At 43.5% G+C, this 25978-nt stretch carries 26 protein-coding genes; 17 read left to right on the top strand and 9 right to left on the bottom strand.

The window, feature by feature from the left end; all coding sequences use genetic code 11:
- Nucleotides 1–525: 525 nt before the first annotated feature.
- The 3 genes from Q4561_RS19300 to Q4561_RS19290 are packed head-to-tail and all read left to right on the top strand — an operon-like array spanning nucleotide 526 to nucleotide 2966.
- On the top strand, nucleotides 526–1476 hold the full coding sequence (locus Q4561_RS19300) for an SDR family oxidoreductase (protein WP_303462887.1): 951 nt from the start codon (nucleotides 526–528) through the stop codon (nucleotides 1474–1476).
- Between the two features lie 36 nt (nucleotides 1477–1512).
- Complete coding sequence (locus Q4561_RS19295) at nucleotides 1513–2217, top strand: fibrobacter succinogenes major paralogous domain-containing protein (protein WP_303462886.1); 705 nt, start codon at nucleotides 1513–1515, stop codon at nucleotides 2215–2217.
- 8 nt (nucleotides 2218–2225) lie between these two features.
- Nucleotides 2226–2966 (top strand): alpha/beta fold hydrolase, encoded by a 741-nt coding sequence (locus tag Q4561_RS19290; protein WP_303462885.1) that lies wholly within the window; start codon nucleotides 2226–2228, stop codon nucleotides 2964–2966.
- Nucleotides 2967–2977: 11 nt separating this feature from the next.
- Here the strand turns inward: Q4561_RS19290 and Q4561_RS19285 are convergent, their stop codons facing one another.
- Both Q4561_RS19285 and Q4561_RS19280 read right to left on the bottom strand, forming a co-directional pair.
- Nucleotides 2978–4108: a succinylglutamate desuccinylase/aspartoacylase family protein gene (locus Q4561_RS19285; protein WP_303462884.1), complete on the bottom strand. Its 1131-nt coding sequence runs from the start codon at nucleotides 4106–4108 to the stop codon at nucleotides 2978–2980.
- A gap of 119 nt (nucleotides 4109–4227) precedes the next feature.
- The gene (locus Q4561_RS19280; protein WP_303462883.1) at nucleotides 4228–5043 is read right to left on the bottom strand and encodes a ThiF family adenylyltransferase; all 816 of its coding nucleotides are present in this window, start codon (nucleotides 5041–5043) and stop codon (nucleotides 4228–4230) included.
- A gap of 429 nt (nucleotides 5044–5472) precedes the next feature.
- On the opposite strand from Q4561_RS19280, the gene moaB reads away from it, so the two are divergent.
- Genes moaB through Q4561_RS19245 form a run of 7 tightly spaced genes read left to right on the top strand, consistent with a single transcriptional unit; the run spans nucleotide 5473 to nucleotide 10672 of the window.
- Nucleotides 5473–5976 (top strand): molybdenum cofactor biosynthesis protein B, encoded by a 504-nt coding sequence (gene moaB, locus Q4561_RS19275; protein WP_303462882.1) that lies wholly within the window; start codon nucleotides 5473–5475, stop codon nucleotides 5974–5976.
- Nucleotides 5976–6494 carry a cyclic pyranopterin monophosphate synthase MoaC gene (gene moaC, locus Q4561_RS19270; protein ID WP_303462880.1) on the top strand — a complete coding sequence of 173 codons (519 nt, stop codon included), beginning with the start codon at nucleotides 5976–5978 and terminating at the stop codon, nucleotides 6492–6494. Before moaB ends, moaC begins: the two co-directional genes overlap by 1 nt.
- A 36-nt stretch (nucleotides 6495–6530) precedes the next feature.
- Nucleotides 6531–6887 (top strand): MoaD/ThiS family protein, encoded by a 357-nt coding sequence (locus tag Q4561_RS19265; RefSeq protein ID WP_303462879.1) that lies wholly within the window; start codon nucleotides 6531–6533, stop codon nucleotides 6885–6887.
- 2 nt (nucleotides 6888–6889) lie between these two features.
- Nucleotides 6890–7363: a molybdenum cofactor biosynthesis protein MoaE gene (locus Q4561_RS19260; protein ID WP_303462878.1), complete on the top strand. Its 474-nt coding sequence runs from the start codon at nucleotides 6890–6892 to the stop codon at nucleotides 7361–7363.
- 49 nt (nucleotides 7364–7412) lie between these two features.
- Nucleotides 7413–8774: a molybdate ABC transporter substrate-binding protein gene (gene modA, locus Q4561_RS19255; protein WP_303462877.1), complete on the top strand. Its 1362-nt coding sequence runs from the start codon at nucleotides 7413–7415 to the stop codon at nucleotides 8772–8774.
- The gene (gene modB, locus Q4561_RS19250; protein WP_303462876.1) at nucleotides 8775–9467 is read left to right on the top strand and encodes a molybdate ABC transporter permease subunit; all 693 of its coding nucleotides are present in this window, start codon (nucleotides 8775–8777) and stop codon (nucleotides 9465–9467) included.
- Nucleotides 9446–10672, top strand: a complete 1227-nt coding sequence (locus Q4561_RS19245) for an ATP-binding cassette domain-containing protein (RefSeq protein ID WP_303462875.1) — start codon at nucleotides 9446–9448, stop codon at nucleotides 10670–10672. Before modB ends, Q4561_RS19245 begins: the two co-directional genes overlap by 22 nt.
- A 97-nt stretch (nucleotides 10673–10769) precedes the next feature.
- Here the strand turns inward: Q4561_RS19245 and hemN are convergent, their stop codons facing one another.
- On the bottom strand, nucleotides 10770–12137 hold the full coding sequence (gene hemN, locus Q4561_RS19240) for an oxygen-independent coproporphyrinogen III oxidase (RefSeq protein ID WP_303462874.1): 1368 nt from the start codon (nucleotides 12135–12137) through the stop codon (nucleotides 10770–10772).
- 375 nt (nucleotides 12138–12512) lie between these two features.
- Here hemN and Q4561_RS19235 point away from each other — a divergent pair, with 375 nt between their 5' ends.
- The 3 genes from Q4561_RS19235 to Q4561_RS19225 all read left to right on the top strand — a co-directional run bounded on the left by Q4561_RS19235 (nucleotide 12513) and on the right by Q4561_RS19225 (nucleotide 15004).
- On the top strand, nucleotides 12513–13163 hold the full coding sequence (locus tag Q4561_RS19235) for an SGNH/GDSL hydrolase family protein (protein WP_303462873.1): 651 nt from the start codon (nucleotides 12513–12515) through the stop codon (nucleotides 13161–13163).
- A gap of 89 nt (nucleotides 13164–13252) precedes the next feature.
- Nucleotides 13253–13894: a DsbA family oxidoreductase gene (locus Q4561_RS19230; protein WP_303462872.1), complete on the top strand. Its 642-nt coding sequence runs from the start codon at nucleotides 13253–13255 to the stop codon at nucleotides 13892–13894.
- Between the two features lie 96 nt (nucleotides 13895–13990).
- Nucleotides 13991–15004, top strand: a complete 1014-nt coding sequence (locus tag Q4561_RS19225; protein WP_303462871.1) for an XdhC family protein — start codon at nucleotides 13991–13993, stop codon at nucleotides 15002–15004.
- A gap of 217 nt (nucleotides 15005–15221) precedes the next feature.
- Here the strand turns inward: Q4561_RS19225 and Q4561_RS19220 are convergent, their stop codons facing one another.
- Entirely contained in the window at nucleotides 15222–17759 is a 2538-nt protein-coding gene (locus tag Q4561_RS19220; protein ID WP_303462870.1) for a TonB-dependent receptor, read from the bottom strand.
- Between the two features lie 328 nt (nucleotides 17760–18087).
- Between Q4561_RS19220 and Q4561_RS19215 the strand changes: the two genes are divergently transcribed.
- The 4 genes from Q4561_RS19215 to Q4561_RS19200 are packed head-to-tail and all read left to right on the top strand — an operon-like array spanning nucleotide 18088 to nucleotide 22073.
- Entirely contained in the window at nucleotides 18088–18762 is a 675-nt protein-coding gene (locus Q4561_RS19215; RefSeq protein WP_303462869.1) for a histidine phosphatase family protein, read from the top strand.
- Between the two features lie 28 nt (nucleotides 18763–18790).
- Nucleotides 18791–20005, top strand: coding sequence for an acyl-CoA dehydrogenase family protein (locus Q4561_RS19210; RefSeq protein ID WP_303462868.1), 1215 nt, complete (start codon nucleotides 18791–18793; stop codon nucleotides 20003–20005).
- A 30-nt stretch (nucleotides 20006–20035) separates the two neighbouring features.
- On the top strand, nucleotides 20036–21055 hold the full coding sequence (locus tag Q4561_RS19205) for a phosphotransferase family protein (protein WP_303462888.1): 1020 nt from the start codon (nucleotides 20036–20038) through the stop codon (nucleotides 21053–21055).
- A gap of 43 nt (nucleotides 21056–21098) precedes the next feature.
- On the top strand, nucleotides 21099–22073 hold the full coding sequence (locus Q4561_RS19200) for an NADPH:quinone oxidoreductase family protein (RefSeq protein ID WP_303462867.1): 975 nt from the start codon (nucleotides 21099–21101) through the stop codon (nucleotides 22071–22073).
- A gap of 162 nt (nucleotides 22074–22235) precedes the next feature.
- Here the strand turns inward: Q4561_RS19200 and Q4561_RS19195 are convergent, their stop codons facing one another.
- From Q4561_RS19195 to Q4561_RS19175, 5 genes are all read right to left on the bottom strand, one after another.
- Entirely contained in the window at nucleotides 22236–22583 is a 348-nt protein-coding gene (locus Q4561_RS19195) for a VOC family protein (protein WP_303462866.1), read from the bottom strand.
- Between the two features lie 17 nt (nucleotides 22584–22600).
- Nucleotides 22601–23323, bottom strand: coding sequence for a hypothetical protein (locus Q4561_RS19190; protein WP_303462865.1), 723 nt, complete (start codon nucleotides 23321–23323; stop codon nucleotides 22601–22603).
- 241 nt (nucleotides 23324–23564) lie between these two features.
- The gene (locus Q4561_RS19185) at nucleotides 23565–23897 is read right to left on the bottom strand and encodes a hypothetical protein (protein WP_303462864.1); all 333 of its coding nucleotides are present in this window, start codon (nucleotides 23895–23897) and stop codon (nucleotides 23565–23567) included.
- Nucleotides 23898–24061: 164 nt separating this feature from the next.
- A complete protein-coding gene (locus tag Q4561_RS19180; protein WP_303462863.1) occupies nucleotides 24062–24826 on the bottom strand; it encodes an SDR family NAD(P)-dependent oxidoreductase in 765 nt (254 codons plus the stop codon).
- Between the two features lie 10 nt (nucleotides 24827–24836).
- On the bottom strand, nucleotides 24837–25751 hold the full coding sequence (locus Q4561_RS19175; protein ID WP_303462862.1) for a haloalkane dehalogenase: 915 nt from the start codon (nucleotides 25749–25751) through the stop codon (nucleotides 24837–24839).
- Nucleotides 25752–25978: the final 227 nt, after the last annotated feature.

Raw genomic sequence — 25978 nt, 5'->3', positions numbered from 1 at the left:
CAAATGATAAAGCTCTCCTGTGGATTCTTGACCACAAGAATTGCACTTTTGTGTGTGTTTACTCATCGGCACCTAACAATTTAGTGTATGGAAAAAATCCGCTATGTAGCGAGGAAAAATTCCATATTTCATTAATTTATAGGGCAGTTTATTTTTCAACCAACTGATTAGCAAGCTGTATTTACTGATCTTAAAATCGTAGTTGCAGAAATACGGAAAAATACCGTAATAAATCAAGAAGATGCAATTGAATTAAGGTCTGTATAAAAAAACAGTATTTTAAGAGTCGGTTTTTTACCCAAACTCTCGCTAAGGCTATATATTTTCCCGACTCAAGCCATTTCAAAAAAACGTTTTAATCCTGAAAATCATCACTTCGATACAAATAGGCAATATTTAGCGATTATCTCGCCTGCTAAATCATCATGGCAGACATTATAATGCACTACATAGTGCAATTTAAATCCCGATTAAGTAATCACGCTTCTAAGCTATTACTAAGTCAGCAATCATTGAAGGTAATTTATGTCTACTGATACTCAATTTGGTCCTGAAGGCTGGACTCCTGAACGTTTAGGCTCACTTACTGGCAAAACTTTCGTTATTACTGGCGCTAATACGGGTGCGGGTTTTCAGGCAAGTCGCATTTTGCTTTCAAAGGGTGCAAGTGTGGTGATGCTAAATCGCAATCCAAGTAAATCAGAAGCTGCTATTGCTGAGCTTGAAAGTGAATTTGGTGATACTGCCCACGTTAGCTATATTCAAATGGATCTCGCGAATCTTGCGTCAGTAAGACACGCAGCAGAAGAGGTGTTAGAAAAAGTACCTAACATCGATGCCTTAATGTGTAATGGTGCTATTGCACAAATTGCTAACCAAGAGCTTACGGTTGATGGGTTCGAAAGCCAGCTTGGTGTAAATCACTATGGTCATTTCTTACTGTGCGGATTACTTTTTGAAAGAATTAATGCGTCAGAAGGCAGAATAGTCGTTGTGTCTAGTGAAGGTCATAAAATGGGGCTAAGAAAAATTCAGTTCGACGATATGAATTGGGATAAAAACTATAATGCTAATAAAGTTTATAGCCATAGTAAATTAGCCCAGATGATGTTCGCCTATGAATTACAAGACAAAATCAAGGCAGCTGGCAAAAGTGTAAAGGTATATGTTTGTCACCCTGGTGCATCGAACACATCTTTAATCAGAGAAAGTGCTAGCTTTTTAACCCGTATTTCTTGGTCCTTCATGGTTAAGATTGGGCTTGCCCAAACTGCTGAAAAGGGCGCTTATCCGGAAGTGATGTGCGCCACTGAAACTAACTTAAAAGAGCGGGCATACTACGGGCCTACGGGGCTTATGAATTTTGGAGGTCCGGTAGGTGAAGGCGAACTTCAGTCATTTGTTTTGGACAAAGAGACACTAACTCGATTGTGGGCACTTTCTGAAAAAGAAACATCAATAGATTGGCCGCTTTAACTTAACGAGTAAAACCCTTTGTGTTTGAGCAATAAGATGAAAAAGATAATTTTTGGTATGGGTGTCAGTATGTTAATTGCAATGAATTCATCAGCTAGCGTTAGTAGTGCATTGGACGATACTCAGCTAACAGTTCAAGGCGCTGTAGAAGATAATGAAGGAAATATTTATCGTACAGTGAAGATAGGCGATCGGGTTTGGTTGGCTGAGAATTTAAGGTCGACCAAATTTCAGAATGGCGCGCCAGTCAGTACGGGATTTATACCAGATGATGATGAGAATAACCTTCCAAAATACGGAAGGCTGTATGATTGGAATGATGTTACTGATGAACGCAATATTTGTCCTTCTGGTTGGCGGGTCGCGTCTGACGACGATTGGAAAACCCTTGAAAGTGCGATAGGCATTGCTGAATCAGAGCTTGATAAAGAAGGGTGGAGGGGCGAAAACGATATTGCTATTACCCTTAAAGCTGAGCAGCCAAATACACTGTTTAAGCGTTTTGATCAGTCGAAGGTGAATCAGTACAAATTTTTTGCCACGCCGGCTGGTGTGAAATTGGGTAATTGGTATCTTACTCAAGGGGCGTACACTGAATTTTGGACAAGTACTAACGCTACTGACAAAGAGGCTTTTGCTAGAACATTGGCTTATTCTTGGTGGAACTCCCATAAAGGAGAGATACGCCGCGCTAAGCTAAAAAAGAGCTATATGTTTTCGGTTAGGTGCGTACAAATTTAGGTAGCAAAATGTTTCGCATAATTGCATCGATGGTTTTATTACTCATGCTGTCTCATACGGCTGGGTGTGCCACCGCTAAAGTAAGTTCGCCCAAATACCAAGCAGATGATGAAATTGTAGTACTTGCGCATGGGCTAGGGCGAAGCGATTGGGCGATGTGGCTTTTTGCCCACCGAATAGAACACGCCAACTATAAGGTATGTCTATTAGATTACGCGACGATAGGCGTTAGTGTTGCTTCGTTACTAGATGAAACTACCCGTCAAATCGATACTTGCCTACAAAATGCCCCTAAAGTACATTTTGTCGGGCACTCTCTTGGCGGTTTAGTCATTAGGGCATACCTACAAAACAACGAAGATGAATTAGAATCAGTAAACGTAGGTGAGGTAGTGCTAATAGGCACACCAAACAAAGGCAGTGAACTGGCCGATTATTATAGTGACTCGTGGCTAATGAACCTAGGCGGGGGAGTTAGTCGTGCGCTAGTAACGGGTAGCAGAAGCTTGGGCAATAACCTTGATGCGATAGATTTCAATATAGGTGTTATTGCTGGTACTAAGCCACTGGGCTTAACTAGAAACAAGTTCAAGGGGCCAAACGATGGTCTAGTATCGGTAGAATCTACCAAACTCGAAGGCATGAGTGATTTTATTACCATCGAGGTTGGTCATTCTCAAATGCGATATAGCGAAGAAGTGGCAAATCAAACTATACACTTTTTGCAACAAGGCGCATTTGAGCACTAGCACCACACCGCTCACCTTGGCCAGGTGAGCGTTTCGTAGTTGGTAAATACTTTATAGAGCTGTGTTCCGCTTAGCACTGATGCCGACGGAAAGTGCAATATGGGTATTAAATCGCATGGGGCGTTTAGCAAGCGGCTACCCTTGTCGTTATCAAGCTCATCAATGTTTAGAATCTTAGCCAGTGGTTCACCAGCCTCAATACTCTCCCCCGGTTTTGCTATGTATTCCACCATGCCGCCCCAGTCAGTAAATAAGGTCTTATAGTCTTTCAGCATAACTCCTAACCGAGTCATATCACTGGGTTTAATATTGCAATTGTGTAGTGAGCCCTTTGCATTTAAGTAACTGAGTATACTAAGCGCATCTACATCGCCTTCGGTGAAGTTAATCACCTCTTGGCTGCCCATTTCAAGGGTGAACGCTTCTACATTAAATTGAATAGTTCGCTGTAGGTTTGCGTCAATGTTTTCTTGTAGTGTCCACCATGGGCAAAACGTCGCTTCATCTAATGCGCCAGCGAAAACATTTGGGATAAAAATACAATGTGGTATGTTGAATAGGCTAGCGCTGAGCTTCGCATACTCAGGCACATAAATATGCCGTGTGGAAACAGGCCCATTATGTAAATCCAGCACAAAGTCAGCGTTCACCGCTAATTGCTGTAGCTTTAAGTTAAGCTGCTGTGCCAAACCTAAACCCCAAGGGGTGGCCAGTTTGGTATCAATAGCACTTGATAAAAAGGCTCTAAAGCGCTGCTTTATGCCTGGTACCGACTCTTCTGGCGTAACGGTTTTAGCAAATTGCTCTACGCTATCTTTGTCGAAATGATAGCCTCGGTTCCAATTAGTACCGTTTACTGGGTCGAAGCGGCCCATAGTGTACTCACCAGCTTTTATGTTGGTGCCAACAGGGTTGCAATTAGGCACTAAGATAACCTCACCGCAAATATCCATGTCTTTTAAGCGTTGGATAAGATGGTAAATCACCACGTTGCCTTGCACTTCGGCGCCGTGTATCGAGCTTTGAATATATACGGTGGGGCCTGGTCTTGCGCCTTTCATTCTGTATATTGGCACATTCATGTTTCTGCCAGAGGCGTTTTGCGCCACGACAATATGCTGTTTAACAACCTTAGTTGTCATAACTCTCTCTTTTTAGTTCGTTGTTATTCATGTCGTTGTTTGTTGCTGGTGGTCTCGCAAGTGCTCATCTAAGCGCTTATGTTAGCACTCGTGCTAATACCTATGATTGCTGTCGTGCGCTAGCCGTCGGTATTGTTGGTATCTTTATTTTGCTCACCGCAAACATCACACTGCATAGTATTAGGTAATGACCATTGTTGCCATTCATGTTGCAAGCCGTCGAAGGTTAACAAGGTATTTAGCGGCACTGAACCTACTCCCATCAATACCTGCATAGCAAGCAAGGCTTGGTAGGTGCCTACAATATTAACCACGGGCGAAAAAATCCCTGCTTCTGTACAGCTTAGTTCGGGGGCGCTGAATAACCTGCGTAAACACGCATAGCACTGGCTTTCACCGGGTTTGGCTACAAACAGTTGCCCCTCGAAGCGAATGGCTGCGCCGGAAATTAAAGGAACACCGTGTTTATAACACAAGCGATTTATGAGGTCGCGGCTTTGGGTATTGTCGGTACAATCAAGCACAATATCGTGCTCGCTAATCAGTTCGTCGTTGTTTATCTCTGCGCTGTGTGTATCTGCTAGCTGCGAATTATCTGATTGCAAGCTCGCTTCAATACCTACAGTTACGCAGTCGCTATTCAGTTGCGATAACCTAGCTTTTGCCGCCGCTACTTTAGAGTGGCCAACTTGGGTTTCATCGAACAAGGTTTGGCGGGGAAGGTTGGTATGCTCAACAATATCTTCGTCCACTAGCGTAATTTTGCCTACGCCACTGCCACATAAACTTGTGGCCGCTGCATTACCTAAACCACCTACACCAATAATTAAAACACGAGACGATGCCAACAATTCCTGCCCGTCAATATCAATTTGAGGCAGCACAATTTGTCGGTTGTATCGCATTACCTGCTTTGTTGTCAGTGGCGCTTTCATTTAATAACAAACCTTAGTGTAAGCGGTCAATTGGCGAGTAAACGTTAGCATTGAAAAGCATCTTTTTACCTTGCCAATTGGCATGCAAGCTATTAACTCCAATACTTTTACCCTCATAAATGATTAGTGTTTTCGTGTTACGTACCGTTAAAGGCTGTTTATCGATTTTTACGACAACATATACGGCAACCCTTTATAAATAACAGCTTCAATATTTTATCCCCAGTATTTTGCAGGCGCCGAGCAGTATTATAAAAATTCTGCGTGGCTGTATAGAACGGCTAGGTTTGACTAAAAACTCGGTGCAACGCGGTTGCTGTATATGTTGCCATTTCTATCAATGTGGTAAGCTGAACGTAACAAGTTGTATTAATTAGGCGTACTTTATCAAAGCCTGAATAAATGTCGCATATCAATTTAGGATTTCTTATGTCTGTAGTTAGTCAGCCGCTTAACTTGGCGGTGCTTACCATTTCTGATACTCGTACACTTGAAAACGATAAGTCAGGGGATTATTTAACTGGCGCATTAGAAACTGCGGGGCATAACTTAGGTGACAGAGCCTTAGTAAAAGACGATATCTATCAGCAGCGCGCTATAGTATCGGCGTGGATTGCAAACCCCGACATCCAGGGTGTGTTAGTTACCGGTGGCACGGGCTTCACCCACAGAGATTCTACGCCAGAAGCGATTAGTGTGTTGTTCGATAAACAGGTAGATGGCTTTGGCGAATTGTTCCGTCAGGTAAGCTATGAAGAAATTGGCACTTCTACCATTCAGTCTCGCGCTATCGCGGGCTTTGCCAATAACACAGTGATTTTTTGCTTACCAGGCTCTACTGGGGCATGTAAAACTGGATGGGAAAAAATTATTGCTAGTCAGTTAGATGTCGATTTTAAACCTTGTAATTTCGTTAAACACTTGGTGTCGTAATGGCCACATTTAGTCATTTAAACGCGGGCGGTGAAGCTAACATGGTGGATGTTAGTGATAAAGCCGTAACCGTCAGAGAAGCCACCGCTCAAGGCTATTTATATACTAGCCCAGAGGTTATCAGCCAAATAAGCAATGCTACTATTGCTAAGGGCGATGTATTTGCCGTTGCGCGCATTGCAGGTATTCAAGGGGCGAAACGCTGTGCCGATCTCATTCCTCTGTGCCATCCTCTAGCGCTTTCAAAAGTCGATGTAAACTTTGTCATAGAGCCCGAAAATAATCGTATTAAAACCACCTGTTTTTGTAAGCTAAGTGGAAAAACAGGTGTTGAAATGGAAGCCCTTACTGGCGTGAACGTAGCGCTGCTTACCTTGTTTGATATGTGTAAAGCTATCGATCCGGGTATGCGTTTAGAGGGTATTCAGGTGCTTGATAAAAAAGGTGGCAAAACAGGGCATTGGCAAAGCAATGAAGCTGCTAATACCACTGAACTGGCTGATAACAATAACAAGTAAACATTAGGTGAGTAATTTACCTTCATAGGAAATAACATGAATGTAACCGTGAAAACCTTTGCGCAATTACGTGAAATTACCCAAGAGGGCAGCTTTACCTTAACGCTGCCTGATAACATCGTCACTATGGGAGATGTTATTACTTTGCTAAAAAGTCGAAGTGACAAATGGGCGCAAGCCCTTGGTGCCAATGCTGATAGCGAGAATACTAGTGAGGAAGGGCACGAGAATGGCAGCGAGAACGGAAGTAAAATAGTCGGCAAAAGCGCCGAAACCGACGCCGGAAATAATAGCAGTGTACTAATGGCGCGAAACCAACAATTGTGCGATGTGAATACACACGTGGAATCTGGCGACGAACTTGCCTTTTTCCCACCAGTAACAGGGGGGTAGCTATGTTTGCACTAATTGGCGACGCCGACTTCGATCAACAATGGTTATACAATCGCTTGCGCCAAGAATCTAGCCAAAAAGCCAAAGGCAACGTAGGCGCTATTGTCACCTTTACTGGTTTAGTGCGCGACAACAATGTCGATGGCAATATTTTAGGCATTGAGCTTGAGCATTACCCCGGCATGACAGAGCAAGCCTTAACCGACTTAGTGCAACAAGCCATCACTCGGTTTTCGCTGACTTCGGCAGGCGCGGTGCATCGTGTAGGCCGATTGTATAACGACGAGCAAATAGTATGGGTGGGTGCTGCTGCACCGCATCGCGCCGCTGCTTTTGAAGCTGCGAATTTCTTGATGGATATGCTTAAGCAATCTGTACCCTTATGGAAAAAAGAATTTACGCGAGATGATTCACGCTGGGTAGACGTAAAAGCCTCAGACGACAAAGCTGCAATGGCATGGCTACGTGAAAAATAAGAGAGAAAATATAAGAATGGCTGTTTGCTCAATCTTGCCGACCTTTTCAATGTTCGCTTTTAACAGATTGCGGGAGCAAGCCTCAGAGAAAGCCAGCAGACCCGAAATTAATCACTCAGTCATTGGTACAAGCGATTATAAACGCGCTTGTACCAGCGCTTGCACCAGCGCTTATACCAGCACTCGTGTGAACGTACCTACAAATTCTCATACAAGCCCACATTCTATTGCTCATGCCATCACTTATATAGGTAAAAACGCGGGAAAATTATTAGGTCGCAATGGCATACTCATGGTGCATGTTTTATGTTTTCTTAGCCTATGGCTTTTCTGCAACGTAGCGGAATCGAAGAGCGTTTTCGACCCTAATAAACAGCCTGTTTCTAACAGCGAAGCTGTGCCTTTGCTAACCTCACCCTTACAGGTGGCAGTGGCTGCGAATTTTGCCAAACCTCTGCGAGAAATCGCCAAAGAGTATTATGTACGAAGTGGGCAAGAAGTAAGCGTTGCCGTATCGTCCAGCGGAACCTTGTTTGCCCAATTAACTCACGGGGCACAGTTCGATGTGTTTTTATCTGCCGATACAGCAAGGCCCAATGCCTTAATACAGGCGGGGCGTGTTAGCGCTGAAGATGTACATACTTACGCTAAAGGTAGGTTAGCTTTTGTATCTTCTACTAGTAAGGCTTTAACCCCATACTTTTCGGCTGATTCTCTAGCAGGCAAAAAGCTGGCTATTGCTAACCCTAAGCTTGCTCCCTACGGCGAAGCCGCCAAACAATACCTTACTAATACTGAACAGTGGAATAACGTTGCCCCCCATTTAGTAATGGGCAAAAACGTGCTGCAAACATATCAGTTTTTTACCACAGGAAACGCCGATTATGCCTTGGTAGCATACTCGCTTACGGTGAATCCAGAACTAGATAGAGAGCTAAATAGAGAGCTAAATAGTGAACTAAACAGCGAGCCTAGCGCGCCAATTACTCGCTCACCAACCACTCACTTACAAAAAAATAGCAAGGCCGTAGTACTTATTCCTGATAATTTGCATCAACCCATTTTACAAAGCCTCGCAGTGACTGCCGCGCTAGATAGAAAAGCAGCAGCTACGGCTTTTGCAGATTATTTATTATCATCAGCAGTACAAACAAGTTTACCTCTTTGGGGGTATCAGCCCGTTGATGATTCACTCCACGCTGATGTGAGTGCAAATAACCATGAGCAGGGAATTGCAAAAGCAGATAAATATAGCATTGGAAGTAAACGGGAAAGCGAGAGTGTAATTGCGGCTGTCCATGGCAGTGTTCAAAGCAGTATCCAGAGCAAGGCTCAAACAAGTGCCCAAAGCAATGTTCAAACCAGTACCCAAACCAGTGCCCAATCCAGCGTAGTTAGAGGCTTACACTAAATGCTAGAGAACAGCGCTTTTGCCGCCGTTGGTTTAACCCTAAAGTTAGCACTTCTGACCAGCATACTGTTGATACTGTTAGTTACCCCATTGGCCTGGAAGCTGGCGAATTGGCAACACAAATTGAAACCCGTTTTCATGTCAGTGCTTGCCTTGCCATTAGTGCTACCACCTACGGTACTAGGGTTTTACTTGCTAGTGGCTTTCTCGCCCCAAAACCCAGTAGGCCAGGGCTGGCAATGGTTAACGGGGCATCAACTTGCATTTAGTTTTGAAGGCTTAGTGGTAGGTTCATTCATATATTCGTTACCCTTTGCGTTACAACCCTTGTATAGCGGCTTCACTCAGCTAGATAAGCGCTATGTTGAAGTGGCCCATTCATTAGGGTTTAGTAAAATAGAAACCTTTTTTAGAATTATTCTGCCTTTGTGCAAAGCCCCGTTTATAGTGGCATTCGGTCTTAGCTTTGCCCATACCATAGGTGAGTTTGGTGTGGTGCTAATGATTGGGGGGAATATTCCAGGCGAAACCCAAGTGCTCTCAATTGCGTTGTATGAACATGTTGAAGCCTTAGAGTATGAAAGTGCTCACGCACTGTCGTTGGGCCTGCTTTTATTTTCATTTTTGCTGCTAACACTGCTTTATCGCTTTAATGGAAAAGGAGGGCATGGGTGGAGTTCAATGTCGCGTTAACCAATCGCATTAACGCGAAAGCGGTATTGCCTGAGTCCATGCAAGTGATAGGTATTACTGGGCCATCAGGAGCGGGCAAAAGTAGTTTACTTCGATCGCTAGCAGGCTTCGAACCACAAGCGAAAGTGAGTGTAGATTGGGTTGGTGATAATCAAGCAAATCCAAATAGCCGGTCGAAAGCCAAGTCTAAACCTGTGCGGGTGGGGCTCGTTTTCCAGCAACCTATGTTATTTCCTCATGTTGATGTAAAAGGCAATTTAGCACTGGCGCAGCGTCATGCAGGTGAAAAAGCGTTGTCTATCGACCATGCCCTTGCCGGGTGTGAGTGCGAACATTTACTGCACAAACCGATAGATAGCCTATCCGGCGGCGAAGCTCAGCGTGCGGCGTTAGCCCGGGCGCTAGTAAATGGGCCAGATGTGTTAATGCTCGATGAGTCGTTAAGTGCCTTGGATGCCGCTTTACGCAGTAAAATTCTTCGCTTTTTAGTAGAAACCTGTAAACGTTTAAATATAAAGCTAATTATGGTGTCTCACGATGTTCAAGATTTAGCGCTATTTTGTGATGGGCTAGTGGCTATTGTCGATGGTGTTATAACCGCAGCGGGGGAGGTAGCTTACGTTATGGCGCAAATCGCCAGCCAAGGCACCCTTGAAAACCCCTGTGCAATTCTTGAAGGTAAGGTAATGCCCAGTACGGATGACTTCCCTCATCCATTCACCCGTTTAGATTTTAGCGGCAATATCTTGTATGCGAAATCCATCTACGCGAATTCCATGCACGTTAAACCCAAGCAGGCTAAATCTATCGAAAGCACTGTCGCATGCTCTACCGTAAGCTCTGCAGAAAGCTTCACCGTAAGCTCTACAGTAAATAAAAGTGACACTCAGAATGCTGAGTTGGGGAAAATTGCGGTATTTGCCAGTGAAGTGAGTATCGATACCAATACACAGATAAACACGCCATCTAGCAGTATTTTAAATGCGCTGCCCTGTGAGATTATGGAAATTTATCAGCCTGACGGGCTACAAGGCTCTACCTTATCCCACTTAGGACAGCCGCTTCCACCCACCCAATTGCAGACTGCAATAGTGGTGCTTTCGCATGATAGCCAAACCCTTTATGCCAGAGTCAGTACTTTGTCTATTGAAAGGTTGGAGTTGAAGCCTGGGCTAAATGTTGTGGCTAGGTTTAAGCTTCAGTAAACTTAGGAAAATGTTTAAAACCTAGGTCTAAATATCTAGGTCTAAATATCTAGTCCTAGCCCCGTGATTGTTAGCTCACCACTTTTTAAGTACAGTGTTAAATTGCCGCTGAGTAGCGCGATATGTGATGGTCTTTGTTTAGGTAAGCATCAAATCGTGCGCATATTGCTCTTATATAAATACGAGACTTATCCGGTACGTTAATGTACCGCTCACTCAACTCAATAATACCGTCGTCTACCAAAGATTTAAGGCTGCTTAATTCAACACAAAAATAGCCGTTAAACTTAATATCGTATTTCTCTTCAATATCCTGCTTATCTAAATATAAATTACACATTAGCGACATGATCACATCGCGACGAATGCGGTCATCTAGGGTTAATGCTACGCCATTAGCAGTTAATGAAGTTTCGTTGTCTAGTCGGCTGTAATAGTCTTGCAGTTGTTTGGGGTTTTGACCGTAAGCATTACCAATCGTGCTTATTGCAGACACTCCCAACCCTAACAAGTCACTATTTTTATGGGTGGTATAGCCTTGAAAGTTTCGATGTAACACATGATTGTGCTTCGCCACCGCCAATGCGTCGCCAGATTTAGCGAAGTGATCTAACCCAATCATTTCAAACCCCGTTTTCGTGAAGCTGTCTACTGCCATCTGATGAAGCGCGGCTTTTTCATCTGGTGTGGGTAGGGTTTCTTGAGGTATTTTTCGCTGAGAGGCAAATCTATCGGGCAAGTGAGCGTAACTGAAAAGCGATATTCTATCGGGAGACATAGCTTTAACGGCCACAACCGTCGTGCGAAATTTCTCCATGGTTTGTTTAGGCAAACCGTAAATTAAGTCTAAGTTTACTGAAGAAAAACCAATGTTTTTTGCATCAAATACTAATTGAGCAATATGGGCTGTGCTTTGCACTCGGTTAATAGATTGCTGAACATCCACATTAATATCTTGCACACCAAAACTCACTCGGGTGTAACCCAAGTCATGTAAACCTTGCAAGTATTCAGAGTTAACGTTTCTTGGATCTAACTCAATAGAGAATTCCGCATCGGCAGATATTAAAAAGTGTTTTCTGATTAAATACATTAGATAGGTGTGCTGTAACACCGAAAGAAAGCTTGGAGAGCCCCCCCCTAAATGCAGGGCTAATACCTTCTTGTGCTTATAAAGCGACTTTTTCGCTACCATCTCTTTTTCAATGTAGCTAAGGTAATGGTCGGCCTTTTCGTTGTGTCTGGTTACAATTTTATTGCAGCCGCAGTAATAACAAAGCTTCTCACAGAAGGGAATATGAATGTACAAGCTAATAGTATCAGCACCACAATGCTCTGACGCATTTTCGAGTAAATCGTCATTCACTGCTTCAAACTTCAGCGCCGTAGGGTAAGAAGTGTAACGGGGCGCCTGTTGTGCATACTTTGTTATAGTCGTTGTAGCTTGTTCAATTGGCGAATTCATAGTTATCTTCTGTTTAGTTTGCGTGTGAAAAGTAGTGAAAGACTATCAAGCAAGGTATCTTTCCCTTTGCGTAAAACCCCATCTCATAATTTATAGTAATGCAAACTTGTAAGGTGTTTATTGATCTCGTTCAAGGTTTTAGTGCTAAACATATTCATTATAGTCTTTTTTCCAATATTGCTTGTGCAAGCGGTCATAGTAAGGAAAAAAACACTCAAATTACCCGAACCTAGCGGTGAACGTTTAGGTCAGTGTGAATGTCAGCGCGATTTTAAATCCGTATATGCAGAACCAGAGCCAGACATAAATTCGATACCACAGACAATAAGTAAGCCCGAAAAATACAGTGGCCCTCATACAAAACCACCTTTAACTGTGCTGATCGCCGGTGATTCTGCTGCCGCTGGGGTGGGGGTATCAACTCAGCAAGATGCTCTTTCTGGGATGCTATGCGAAGGGTTATCTGCACATTACTGCGTAAACTGGCGGTTAAAAGCCAAAACCGGAGTGAATAGTGCTTCGTTAGCTAACATGTTGCAGGACACTAATTCACACACTGACTCACCACTTACCTCAACCAGTATGGTTTTTGATTTAACCGTTATTTCCATTGGGGTTAACGATGTTACGGGGTTTACCTCCTTGTACCGATGGCGGCGCAATATAGTGCAAATTATTGAACTACTTCAAACGAGTTACCACTGCCAATCTATTGTGTTTACTGCACTTCCTCCTATGCATGAATTTCCAGCGTTACCCCAACCATTACGATGGGTACTGGGCCAAAAAGCCAAGTACTTGAATAACGCATTAGTGAAATTGGTGAACAAATATCAAGGGGTTAACGTACTCACTCTTTCACTGCACCCGCAAGAAGATAGCAGCAGTAACAATACGCTTGAGTATATGGCTGAAGATGGTTTTCACCCTCACAGTGCAGGATATCAATTGTGGGCTAACGCTATCATTAAGTTAGTGAACGAAGAAGTTGACGGGTTGGTCGGTAAAAGTAACAAAGTGAGTTGAAGCGTGACATTTCAACCCTACAATGCATTTATTAATTCAGTAGGTGTTAATACCACACTAAAATTTAAAGGCTTCGCGCTGGAGGTAGAATGAAAAAATTAACGATAGATATGGTCTCAGACGTGGTTTGCCCTTGGTGTATCATTGGTTACGAGCGACTACAAAAAGCCATCGCGCAGTTAGATGACATAGAAGTCACTATTCAGTTTCATCCGTTTGAGCTAAACCCTCAAATGCCGCAAGAGGGGCAGGATGTGCGCGAGCATATTATGGAAAAATACGGCCTTACTCCCGCGCAAAGCGATCAAAACAGACAACAGCTTATTGATGCCGGCGCATCAGTTGGTTTTACCTTCGATTATTTCGATGGTATGCGAATGGCTAATACGTTCAATGCACATCAAGTTCTGCACTATGCAGACGAGAAAGGTAAGCAAGAAGCGTTAAAACTGAGATTGTTTGCCGCTTATTTCACCGAAAGAAAGAACGTTAACGATGTAGAAGTATTAGTAACCGAAGCAGTATCTGTGGGGCTAGATGAGCATGAAGTGCGAGAGCTTCTAGCTAATCAAGCCTACGCCGATGTAGTGCGAGAACATGAAAATTTGTGGTTGCAACGTGGTATCCAAAGCGTGCCTACTTTTGTTATTGGCAATAGCGGTGTAGCCGGCGCTCAAGACCCAGATACGCTGGCGCAGTTTATAACCCAAGCTTCAAATGAACAGCAATAAAAACCACGGTAGTGTCTACAGAAATTAAGGTTAAATCATTGAACGAAAAATATTTTTCAGTGGCTGCGTTTTTAACTGGCTACGCTCAGGTGTGCTATGAGTAATCAGTTAGTACACTTGTTGGCCCAGTGGCAGCCACTGAAAGATTCCCACCAATGGGTACTGGGGCTTATTTATAAAACAGAAGGCTCGTGTTACAGAAAAGCCGGGGCGGTAATGCTGTTTAGCGATGCGGGCCATCAGCTTGGTGTGTTAAGCGGTGGTTGCCTTGAATCTGATATAAACAAGCAAGCTCAGCGTGTCATGCAAGATGGTAAACATCGTACGGCAGTTTATGATGATAACGATGAAGAAGACATCGCGTTTAAATTAGGCGTAGGCTGTGGTGGCGTTGTGCACTTAGCGCTACTGCCAGTTAACAATAGTAATCAATATTTACAGTTAAACACGGTTTATTCTTATTTGGTCAGTGGGCAGGCTTGTTTATGGATACAGGAAATTAATGGCGAACTTTCCTCTGCTGTTAGCGTTTGCGCTGAGGGAGATTCTGATAGCAGTGAGTCGAATGTAAACAAGCCGATTACTTGTGCCGTACTTGATACCCAAAATGGGAAAAGTGTTCTAACTGTACCTTGTCAGCCGCCGCCACATCTTCTTATTGTAGGGGGAGGGTATGATGCAACGTTTGTAGTTACTATGGCAGTAAATTTAGGCTGGTCTGTAAGCGTGTGGGATCCTAGGCCGGCGCAGGCTAGGGTAGAGCACTTTTCGAATGCCAATTTTATTATTGAATCTTCAGATCCTGAAGCGCTAAGTTTACATAGCGCAGCGCATAACGTAGATGCAGCCGTATTAATGTCTCACCATCGTGAGATTGACAGCAAAGCACTGGCTACCTTGAGTCGGCATCCTTTGAAATACGTGGCAATGCTGGGCCCAATTCACCGTAAAGAAGAAATATTCGCACTTGCTGGGGTTAAAGAAACTGATTTCAGTGGATATTTTGCCAGCCCAGCGGGGTTTGATATTGGTGGTGATTTACCAGAAAGTATCGCCTTGTCCATTATTGCTCAATGCCATGCCGTACTTGCGCAAAAATTGCCGCTTTGAATTTGCTAAGCGCTTCAAAGAATAAGCGCTTTCAAAAAATAAGCGCCTTCTATTAAAGTTTTTACAAGCTAAGCAGCAATAGATAACCTATTGAGAATAAGCCCCCAACTCACATTAGGTCTTTTTATTTGGGGGCTTGCTGTTTAAGGACTTAATATTTAACGGCTTGCTATGTGGCCTTCATAAACACACTTATAAACGCTGCAATGACCTTCGATTAAAAACGTTTTCGTACCGAAACACCATAGCTTCGTGGTGCCCCCGGATATGCCATGATTTTGCCTTCTTGCACAGGAACGTCGAACCCGCTGCGAGCAATGTATTGTTCATCAAAAAGGTTTCTAGCCCACACTATGACTTCTGTGTCCCACTCATCAAGTTGCAGTGAAAGCCGTGCATTTATAATCTTAAACGAATCCGATTGTTTATACGGGTCATTCGAGTCATCTAAATACACATCGCCAGTATATTGATAATCGGCGCTTATCATGGCGTTGTAACTCGCCACTGAAAAGTGGTGGTTTAGCATGGCAGAAAAGCTGTTTTGAGGTTCAAATCCAACTCTATCACCGTCGCGAGCACAAAAAGGCTCGGTAGGGGAGGCGCGGCCCGGATCGTCAATGCCAGTGTGCCATGAATAAGCCACCCAGCATGTGCCTTGTTTGAAAGTGTCAAAATTGGCTAGCGTGCGAGCGGCATTTAGGTGAAATTCTGTGTTTGCGCTAATTAGCCAGGTGGTTTCAAGCTCAAGCCCTTTCACATGAATATCGCCAGCGTTTTGCAAGTTAAAGCCCGTGCCGGTAAAAGTGGTGGCCTGGAAATCTTTAATGGTTGAATAATGCGCCGCAACATTTACGCGAAGGCCATAATTGGGCCATTCCTGCTTTAATCCTACCTCAGCACTGCGGGCTTTTTCGGCGTTAAACGTTGCGTCTAACGACGGTGAAATTCTGTCAGTATTAGTACCTCCGGCTTTGTAACCTGTCGCAAAGCTTGCATAAATGAGTTGGTTTTTACTGCTGTGATAGGCCAGCTTTACAGTACCAGTCAACTGGCTATCATCTATGCTTTCGTTCAGATCGGGTCGAGGAAGCACTGCCGCCGAGCCCAAAAAGAAATAACCCCACCCAGCTTGCTGAAATGGCGCAAGAGCATTTAGCAATGTTGAGTCAATCGCACCACTCGTGCTTAGCCCGGTACCTATGTTATCTAATGCTGTTAATGTGTCAGCTATGTTTGGCCTTCTGCCAAGACCATCTATATCGGGGCCTTGTTCGGTATAACTACCTACTATCGACTTTTCCTCATCTGTAAATCGCAAACCGGTAGTTAGCGTAAAGGAGTCTGAAAGTAACCAATCGGCTTGAGCAAAAAGGGCAATGCTGTCTTGTTCTTGATTAGCGGTATGCATAAATGCAGTATTACTGGGTGCTGGTGCGGCAGAGGGCGCAATTAGCCCACCCGTGGCTGCACTCAATCCATCAATAGCATTGGCAAGAGGGAGTAATTCAGCGCTTGCGATACTAAAAAAGGTGGCGAAGTCAGATTGGGTGGTTGTATTAAAGCTTAAGTTTAAATTTTGGCTAAAATAATACGCGCCTACCAATCCTCTAACCTTGTCGCTTTTATAATGTAGCCGAAGCTCCTGAGAAAAAGACTGTTGTTCAGCATCATTGGTTGCCATCAGTAAGTCGGCATCGGAAAAATCGGTATCCACAATATCCAAACTGTCGAAAGCCCGATAAGCCGAAATACTCACCAATGACCATTGATCATCAAGCGCAACGTCTATTTGAGCGGAAAGCCCTTTATCTTCCATTTTTGAAATGGGAGGTTGCGACAAAGCGGTGCTGAAGTCGTAGTAATCGTCTTTACCGTAAATAGTGGCGTTAAACGGCGCTTGAGATAGCAATGCATCGGTGCCAAATTTACCTGGAACATCATTTGCCTGAAAATTATTTTGCCACGTAAGCGCGCCGCAGCAACGTTCGTTTAATTCGCCGTAGTCGGCAATAATTCGCACGCGCACGTCATCAGAAGGGGTATAAAGCCACTGGGCTTTTATGGCAGAACGGTTTTTGTTGTTTAAGCTTTGCCCCGACGTTGCGTCGGTAATGTAACCATCGCCATCGGTTTTAAAGCCTGAAACACGCATAGCTAATACATCGTCAATTAATGAAAACGACGTGCCTGCACTTATTCTCAATAATGCATCGTTACCCGCAAGTACTTCTACAAAACCATCTCTTTCTGTATGGCTTGGCGCTACAGAGGTTAGTGTCATTGCACCTGCTGCGGTATTTTTACCAAACAAGGTGCCCTGTGGCCCACGCAATACTTCAATAGATTCAATATCGACTAAGTCATTAATAAGGGCATTTTGGCGAGAGCGGTATACCCCGTCTACATATAAGCCCACCGACGATTCAAAACCGAAGTTTTGTGATGATGTGCCTATGCCTCGAATGGAAAAACCTGAATTTGTCACACTTTGATTTTGAAAGGCGCCAAAGGCAGGCACATAATTTTGTAAGTCGAAAACGTCTTTCACCACAGTTTCAACTAAGTCATCGCCAGACAGTGCGGTAACTGCCACGGGCACTTCTTGTAGGTTTTGTGATGTCTTCTGCGCCTGAACGATAATGTGCTCTAACGTGGCTTCTTGGCTGTTCGCCAGTGTAGAAGTGCAACCTGCTGTTACAGCTAATACAACAATTAATGCATCTTGGTTTTGTTGGGACAGCAATTTATTCATTTTTGTTTTTTTACCTAACGTCTAACTCACTATAAACGAACAAAGTCGTTTAACTACAGCCAGAAACATAGCAGTAAATTTGCGCTTTGCACTTTTGTTTTGAAATTACCGCACAAAGCTCGTTCTGAACTGATTTTTCGTCGATAAACATAAACATGGAATCCATCTGCTTTAACTTAACGTAACTCGGTTTTAGATAAGACTTGTATACATAATCGGCTTTATTCTCCATAGCCTAACATGATGTATTCCCATTCAAAATATCAATTAAACTTATGCTGATAGATTTCTTACCATGGTTAACATATTGGTAACATCAGAGTGTAGAATGACTGACATCTATCTGGTTCGGCACGGCCAAGCTTCTTTTGGCGCAGCAAACTATGACAAACTTAGTGATTTAGGTATTCAGCAAGCCGAGTGGTTAGGTGACTATTTCCGCCAACGTGATATCACCTTCGACAATGTATTTATGGGGGACATGGTACGTCACAGAGAAACAAAAGATGGCATAGCTAAAGGCATGGGCGCTCTTCCCGAAGCCGCTATCAATAGCGAATTAAATGAATTCAATTTCCAAGCAGTGGCAACCGCATTTTTAAACCGTTACCCAGATCAAAAGGTGCCTGAAGGCGCTTCACGTCCCGAGTATTACCGCCTACTTAGAAAAGCCATGCTGGCATGGGCAGCGGATGAACTCGACCATAATCTATTAGATGAAAGCTGGGCAGCATTTGAAGCTCGCGTGGCCGCTATGCTTTCCATGCTTCAAAATACAGACGCTAAGCGGGTATTAGTTGTGAGTTCAGGCGGTGCTATCGCAATGATGCTCAAACACATACTCGGTTACGACTCAGCAACAGTCATTAATATGAACTTGCAGATTAGAAATGCGAGTTTTTCTCAGTGCTTCGCCAACGCGCGATCAGTGCATTTAAACAATTTTAACAGCGTACCACATTTAGATGTTGTGGATAGATTGCACGCTGTGACCTACAGCTAGACAGTGCTATTAGCAAAAAAGGACCGTTATGAATTTTGAATACAATGAAAGAACACAGACGCTTTTAACCCAATTAAAAGCCTTCATGAAAGAAGAAGTGTACCCCATTGAAAAGGAATATATTCACGAGGTTGAAAACGGCGAAAATCGTTGGCAAACCCCTAAAATGATGCAGACCCTCAAGCAGCGCGCTAAAGATGCGGGTTTGTGGAACCTGTTTTTGCCGGAAGAATATAAACCTTACGGCGCTGGCTTATCGAATGCTGAATACGCGCCTTTGTGTGAAGAAATGGGCCGTGTGTTGTTCAGTCCAGAAATTTTCAACTGTAGTGCGCCAGATACTGGCAATATGGAAGTACTCGCCAAGTACGGCAACGAAGAACAAAAGAAAAAATGGTTAGAGCCCCTGCTTCACGGTGAAATTCGTTCTGCGTTTGCGATGACAGAGCCTGCTGTAGCTTCAAGTGATGCAACCAATATTGAAACGTCAATTACCCGAGATGGTGATGAATACGTTATTAATGGACGTAAATGGTATACCAGTGGTGCCATGAATGAGAATTGCAAAATCATGGTAGTAATGGGGAAAACCGATTTTGATGCCCCTCGTCACCAGCAGCAATCACAGATTTTAGTGCCCATGGACACCAAAGGCGTAACCGTGGTTCGTCCAATGGCTGCGATGGGTTATTTTGATGAACCCATAGGCCATGCCGAAGTATTGTTTGAAAATGTTCGCGTTCCGGCAAGCAATTTATTGTTAGGAGAAGGCCGAGGATTTGAAATCGCACAGGGTCGATTAGGGCCAGGTCGCATTCACCACTGCATGCGTTTAATTGGCTGTGCACAGCGCGCACTTGATTTAGCCTGCGAGCGGGTAGAACAACGAGAAGCTTTCGGCAAGCCACTTAGCAAACAGCAATCTGTACGTGAAAGCATTGCGCAAATGCATTGTGACATTGAACAAGCGCGTCTGCTTACGCTAAAAGCAGCAGATAAAATGGATAAATACGGCAATAAAGTGTCTCGAGATATTATTGCGGCAATTAAGATTGTGGCGCCTAAGATGGCATGTAAAGTTATTGATGAAGCGATTCAAATGCATGGTGCAGCGGGTACAAGTCAAGACTATGCATTGTCTGCCATGTACGCTTATGCACGTACTATTCGTTTAGCTGATGGTCCTGATCAAGTCCATATGATGCAATTGGGCCGTAACTTAATTGCAGAAAAGAATGCTTAAGGAGTATATGTGGCTACGCACACGTTAGATATAGACACGTTAAATAGCTACCTGAGTAAAGCGTGCCCTGAAATAGGCACAGTGTTATCAGCAGATAAATTCTCAGGTGGGCAATCTAACCCTACATTTAAATTAAATGCTGATACTGGTGTATACGTGTTGCGTCGCCAGCCGCCGGGCAAACTTTTAAAGTCTGCCCATGCGGTTGACCGCGAATATCGCGTTATCAATGCACTAAGTAATACAGAAGTGCCTGTGCCTAAGGTATATCACTTATGTGAAGACCCCGACATCATTGGCAGTATGTTCTACATTATGGCCTACGTTGAAGGCACTATTTACTGGAACAGTGCGCTGCCAGAAATAGAAAGCCCGAAAACTCGCACTGCAATGTACGATGAAATGAATCGTGTATTGGCTGATATGCACAGCGTTGATATTGAGAGCGCTGGGCTAGCTACTTACGGAAAACCTGGCAGTTACTTTTCTCGCCAATTGAGTCGGTGGACACAACAATACCGTGCGTCTGAGTTGGAACATTTAGAAGAAATAGAGCAGCTTATTGCCTATTTAGAAGCGAACCTTCCTGAAGACGACGGCCAAATAGCCTTAGTTCACGGTGATTTCAGATTAGACAATATGATGTTTGATATGTCTAACCTTGATGCACCTAAAGTCATTTCAGTATTAGATTGGGAGCTCTCGACATTGGGGCACCCGTATGCTGATTTAGCTTATCAGTGTATGCAGCTGCGTTTACCTGCTGATATTGCCCATGCTTCTGGCCTTGGCGGTTTAGACAGAGACGCATTGGGCATCCCTAGCGAAAAAGAATATGTTGCTGCGTATTGTAAACGACGGGACATCGATCAAATAGACAACTGGACGTTCTATCTTGCATTTAGCTTCTTCCGCTTAGCGGCCATCATACAGGGCGTGGTAAAACGTGCTCACGATGGCAATGCATCAAGCGATAAGGCGATGCAGCTAGGGGCAATGGTTCGTCCACTAGCGCAAATTGCGAATAAAACGATTCATCAAGACAGTTAACGCGCAGATTCGCTAAGCAAAGAAACAAATTTTAGGAGTGGCTATGAAAGCTATTGTATGTGAAGCATTTGGTCCTATTGACGATTTGAAGTGCAAAGAGATGCCAGATCCAACTGTGAAACCGGGTCATGTAGTGGTTAATGTTGAAGCGGCTGGGGTTAATTTCCCCGACGGGCTTTTGGTACAAGGTTTGTATCAAATGAAGCCACCATGCCCCTTTATTCCAGGTAACGAAGTAGCAGGCGTAGTAGCCGAAGTCGGTGAGGGCGTAAAGCATATTAGTGTAGGGCAGCGTGTTATTGCTTTATCTAACTTAGGTGGCTTTGCAGAAAAAGTGCTAGTGCCAGCTACCCATGTGATGCCATTACCCGATCCTATCGATGTTAAAGAAGGGGCTGCATTAGTAACCGCACATGCTACCGCACACCATGCGTTAAAGCAGAGAGCTAAAATCCAGCCAGGTGAGACTCTGGTGGTAACTGGCGCGGCTGGGGGCACTGGTTTAGCCGCGGTGCAAATTGGTAAGGAAATGGGGGCCAAAGTTATTGCGGTTTGTTCTACGGAAGAAAAACTTGCGTTAGCCAAAGAACATGGCGCCGATATACTTATCAATTACAAAGAGAAAGATTTGAAGGAAGCCATTAAAGCCGCCACTGATGGCAAGGGCGCAGATGTAGTTTACGAATGTGTGGGTGGTGACACTTTCCATGCATGTAGCCGCAGCATGGCATGGGAAGGGCGTTTATTAGTGGTTGGTTTTGCGGGTGGCGAAATACCTCAATTCCCTGTGAACTTATCTCTAGTGAAAGGGTACTCAGTAGTGGGCGTATTTTGGGGGTCATTTACTCAGCATGATCCAAAAGGCTTCGCGGCTAATATGCAGGAGCTTCTAACGTGGTATGTGCAAGGTAAGGTGAAAGTGGTAGTCGACGAAGCGTTACCAATGGAGCGCGCCACCGAAGCCATGGCAAAAGTGATGAACCGTGAAGTAAAGGGCAAAATGGTTATTACGCCTTAGACCTTTAATGTTCACCTTAAAAGCTTACGTTTACTAGAACTTAAGTAAACGTAAGCTTATATAAACAAGAGCTTATGTAAATAAAAGAAGCATGACTTCAATAGAGGCCATGCTTTTCGCCTTTTTGGGAAACGCTAATCGAAAGGCCTGTCTGTACTACAATTACATTGAGGTAAGTTCGGTCATATGTAAAAGCTCACCGCTAGGGCCCCATAAATAAAATACCTTTCCCCAGGGTTCATGAGTCACTTCTGATATTTTAAGTTTATCCACCGCTTTTGTACAAAGCGCGTGGGCTGCATCAATGTCTGTTACGCAGATTTGTAACATGAAATTATTGGCCAAATCTTCGTTATAAAAGCGCTGTAGCAGTAATTGACAACTGCCGTTTTCAAACAAGGTTAAATCGCTAGAAACAAACTCAGCCTTAAACCCGATTTGGGTATAAAAAGCTTTAGATACGTCATAGTCTCTACTGGGAATAAAAGCTTTAATATCTATAACTTCCATGCTTTTCTCCTACTATCTTATAGAACAGTAATTTCTCTTTTGCATGTTTGGGTGAGTAGCGCATGAATAGAATTATTGGTTAAATTCGCAGTTTGCGCGTTTACTTTCTTTATGGCTGCTTCTAGCTTGGCTTTTAACGCTATATGTTTCTTGTTGATATAATGATAAATAACTTGGTGAAGTGCTTTTTGTTCCAAGAAAAATAAGGTGGGTGAGTTTGACGCACAATTAATAAAATTGGTTTCAATAGTGCTGGAAAAAGCGGCATCAACAATGCCCTTGTCAATTAATTTAGCAATGGCATTAGGGGAGTCTGCAAACGTGCATTGTAAACCAATACCCGAACATAAGGTGGTCGCCGACTCAAAACCTTTTAATACCGCTATTTTACTGCCTGCATGAAGGTTACATTTATCTTTGTGAGTACACAAAAAACCTAGCTTTAATGTATAAATAGATGCGTCTATTTTGACTAAATTTTCGAATGTATCGCCGACTATTTCTGTGCGGGTGGCTTCCGCATCAAGCTGAGCGGAATTAACCATGTGAAGGCCCCGTTTTGACGGGTAATAGACAAAGTTAGGGGTAATGCCTACATCACTATAAACGAGGGGGAAAAAAGCGTCTATTTCCTTGCCTTTCTGTTCGCCTTCAAACTGAGAAAGTACATTAATGGTAAAGCCTCTAGCAGTAGCGCTTATCATCAATAAAATAAATAACAAACTCGAACGAAATTTCATCAATACCCCTTCTTTTTTCAGTGTAACACGGAAATTTCAAGAAGGAATTGTCTTCAAAAATTTAGTGTTTTTTTAGTGTCTTTTAAGTAATGCTTTTTTATTTCTATGAATTAGAATTTATAGAAACAAACCTATTAAGAAAAGAAAAAGTTTATAAAAAGGACATTTTTAGAAGAAAGAGACTTAGAAGAAAACGTTAAGGCGTTGTCTACCGTTAGTGCTTTCTAGGTCGTTAAACCTATTAGTCTGCTGATACGGTGCGGTAAGGAAGCGAAGAGTGGATTAACAATGCACTTTCAGATAGGGGAAGATGTTGTGCTGAACGAATAAGTAAACCTTGAAATACCGCATTTGATTCAGTGTTTTCGCTACGGGCTTTTTTCACCATATAACCTGAACTTACACCTTGGTCATTAGATGAGGTATGCGCTGGGTGATAACTAATAGCACTCGGCTGAATAGGGTAGTTCTGGCTAGTTTGGTAAGGTTGGGTGCTCGCCACGGCATGTGACGTAAAAGTCGTGAACAAAATAAAAAAACTGCTGGTAGCGAAGTAACTCATCGATTTTTTCATAAGAACTCCTTACCGTTAGTATTCAATTTAAAAAAGAAGAAGCGGCCAAATTAAGCCGCTTCTTTCAGGGGTCATGTTTGTTCGCGTTCATTACAACTAAAGTTGAACTGAAACAAAACATGACCTTCTATACTAAGGTATAACACTCAATACACGAGTGAGGATTACCACGCCGTAACGCCACCATCTACCGCTATAGTTTGGCCATTCATATAGCTGTTGCATGGCGATAGCATGAGTATCATGGCGTTCACAATTTCCTGAGGCTCGCCCAAGCGTTTCATAGGGCTTCCCATGCCAAGCTGTGTTTGCGCTTCTTTGGTATTGTAACCATCCACATTTAAAATGTTTGTCGGGCTATAGAATGGGCATACCGCATTTACCCGCACATTTTTTCGGCCATATTCAATAGCCGCAGTTCGAGTCACGCCTGCAACGGCATGCTTAGCCGCAGCATATGCGCCACCCTTCGGTGCGCCACCTAATCCGGCAAGGGAGCTCACATTCAATATATGTCCTTGCTTTTGCGATAGCATCTGCGGCAATTGATACTTCATGCCAAACATCACGCCTTTTACATTCACAGCAAACTGAAGGTCGATGATCTCTTCAGTCATTTCATGCATAGGGGTAGGCACATGGGCAATGCCAGCATTATTGATAGCGATATCTAAACGACCAAACTTGTCCTTTGCCAACTCCACTAAGGCTTTGTTTAATTCTTCGCTGGCAATATCGCCCGCTTTCGCTACCACATCGGTATAGCTTGCGACGTCAGCACGACACGATTCCAAATTTTCTTCATTAATATCAGATAATACTAATTTAGCGCCACGGCTTCCTAACCCTTGCGCTAGAAGACGGCCAAAACCGCTGCCCGCGCCAGTGATCAAAATCACCTTATCGCTAAAATCTAATAATGAATCCATGTTTATTTCCTTAAGCTTGCCCAGTGGCATTAATAAAAGTGATAAGAAGATCGGCTAACTCAGGCCCTTTATCTTCTTGTACGAAATGGCCGCCTTTAATTACGGTGGTGTGTTGCACCCCTTTACAACCAGGGATGCGAGATTGCATCAATTTGTCGCCGCCAGCGGTCACTGGATCACTGTCACTAAACGCGGTCATGAAAGGCGTATTAAATTGTTTTAATCTGTCCCATGCATCGCGATTAGCTTGGGTTTGTGGATCGTCTGGTGTAGCGGGCACTAGCAAGGGAAATTGCCTTGCACCTTCTTTATATTCTTCAGAAGGAAAAGGCGCATCGTAGGCATTCAAGGTATCTTGCGATAGGGTCGATACGGTTCCACTTTTTATTACCCCAGATACCGGAAACACAGGGACATCTTGAGAGTAGCGACGCCAATTAAGAAAGGCATCAGGGGGAGTATGTTCACCGGTGGGTAAAAAGGTATTTGATGCCATTACACCTGAAAAGCGAGCAGGCATGTCTGCCACAAGCCGCAGACCTAAAAGGCCACCCCAATCCTGACAGAAAAGCGTTACTTTTCCCGTAATGGTCTGATTAAACCAGTCTTTAAGCCAAATAAGATGGCGGGCGTAAGTGTAATCTTCGCGGCGAGTGGGTTTATCTGAGCGCCCGAAGCCAATTAAGTCAGGAACTAAAACATTAAACCCAGCATCAGCTAATATCGGAATCATCTTACGGTACAGATAGCCCCAAGATGGTTCGCCGTGTAATAACAAAATAGTGTGTCCGTCTTCAGGGCCACATTGATAATAGGCCATTGAAAGCTCACCACTTACAGTGTCGGTGACTTGAACAAACTTCGGCTTATAGGGAAAGTCGGTAATAGTTGAGAATGCACTTTCAGGTGTTTTTAAGACTTGCATACTAGCTCACCTCAAATGTTAATTATATGTAATTAGTTATTGTGTTAGTTAACAAAAACACTAGTGAGGTAATCTGTCAATTCTTCCTTATACCTTACTCTATACGTGTTTAGAGAAAGTTATGCACCAATAAAGGGTTTGGTGTCTTTATTAAATATTGTGATGAATGTCTATAACACCAATAAACTTGGATGATTGACTACACTGCAATAACATCCGATTAACGT

The sequence above is a fragment of the Alteromonas sp. 1_MG-2023 genome (genome assembly GCF_030547075.1).
Classification (GTDB): Bacteria; Pseudomonadota; Gammaproteobacteria; order Enterobacterales; family Alteromonadaceae; genus Alteromonas.
Note: the sequence above shows the minus strand (reverse complement) of the source record. Positions and strands in the feature narration are given on the sequence as shown.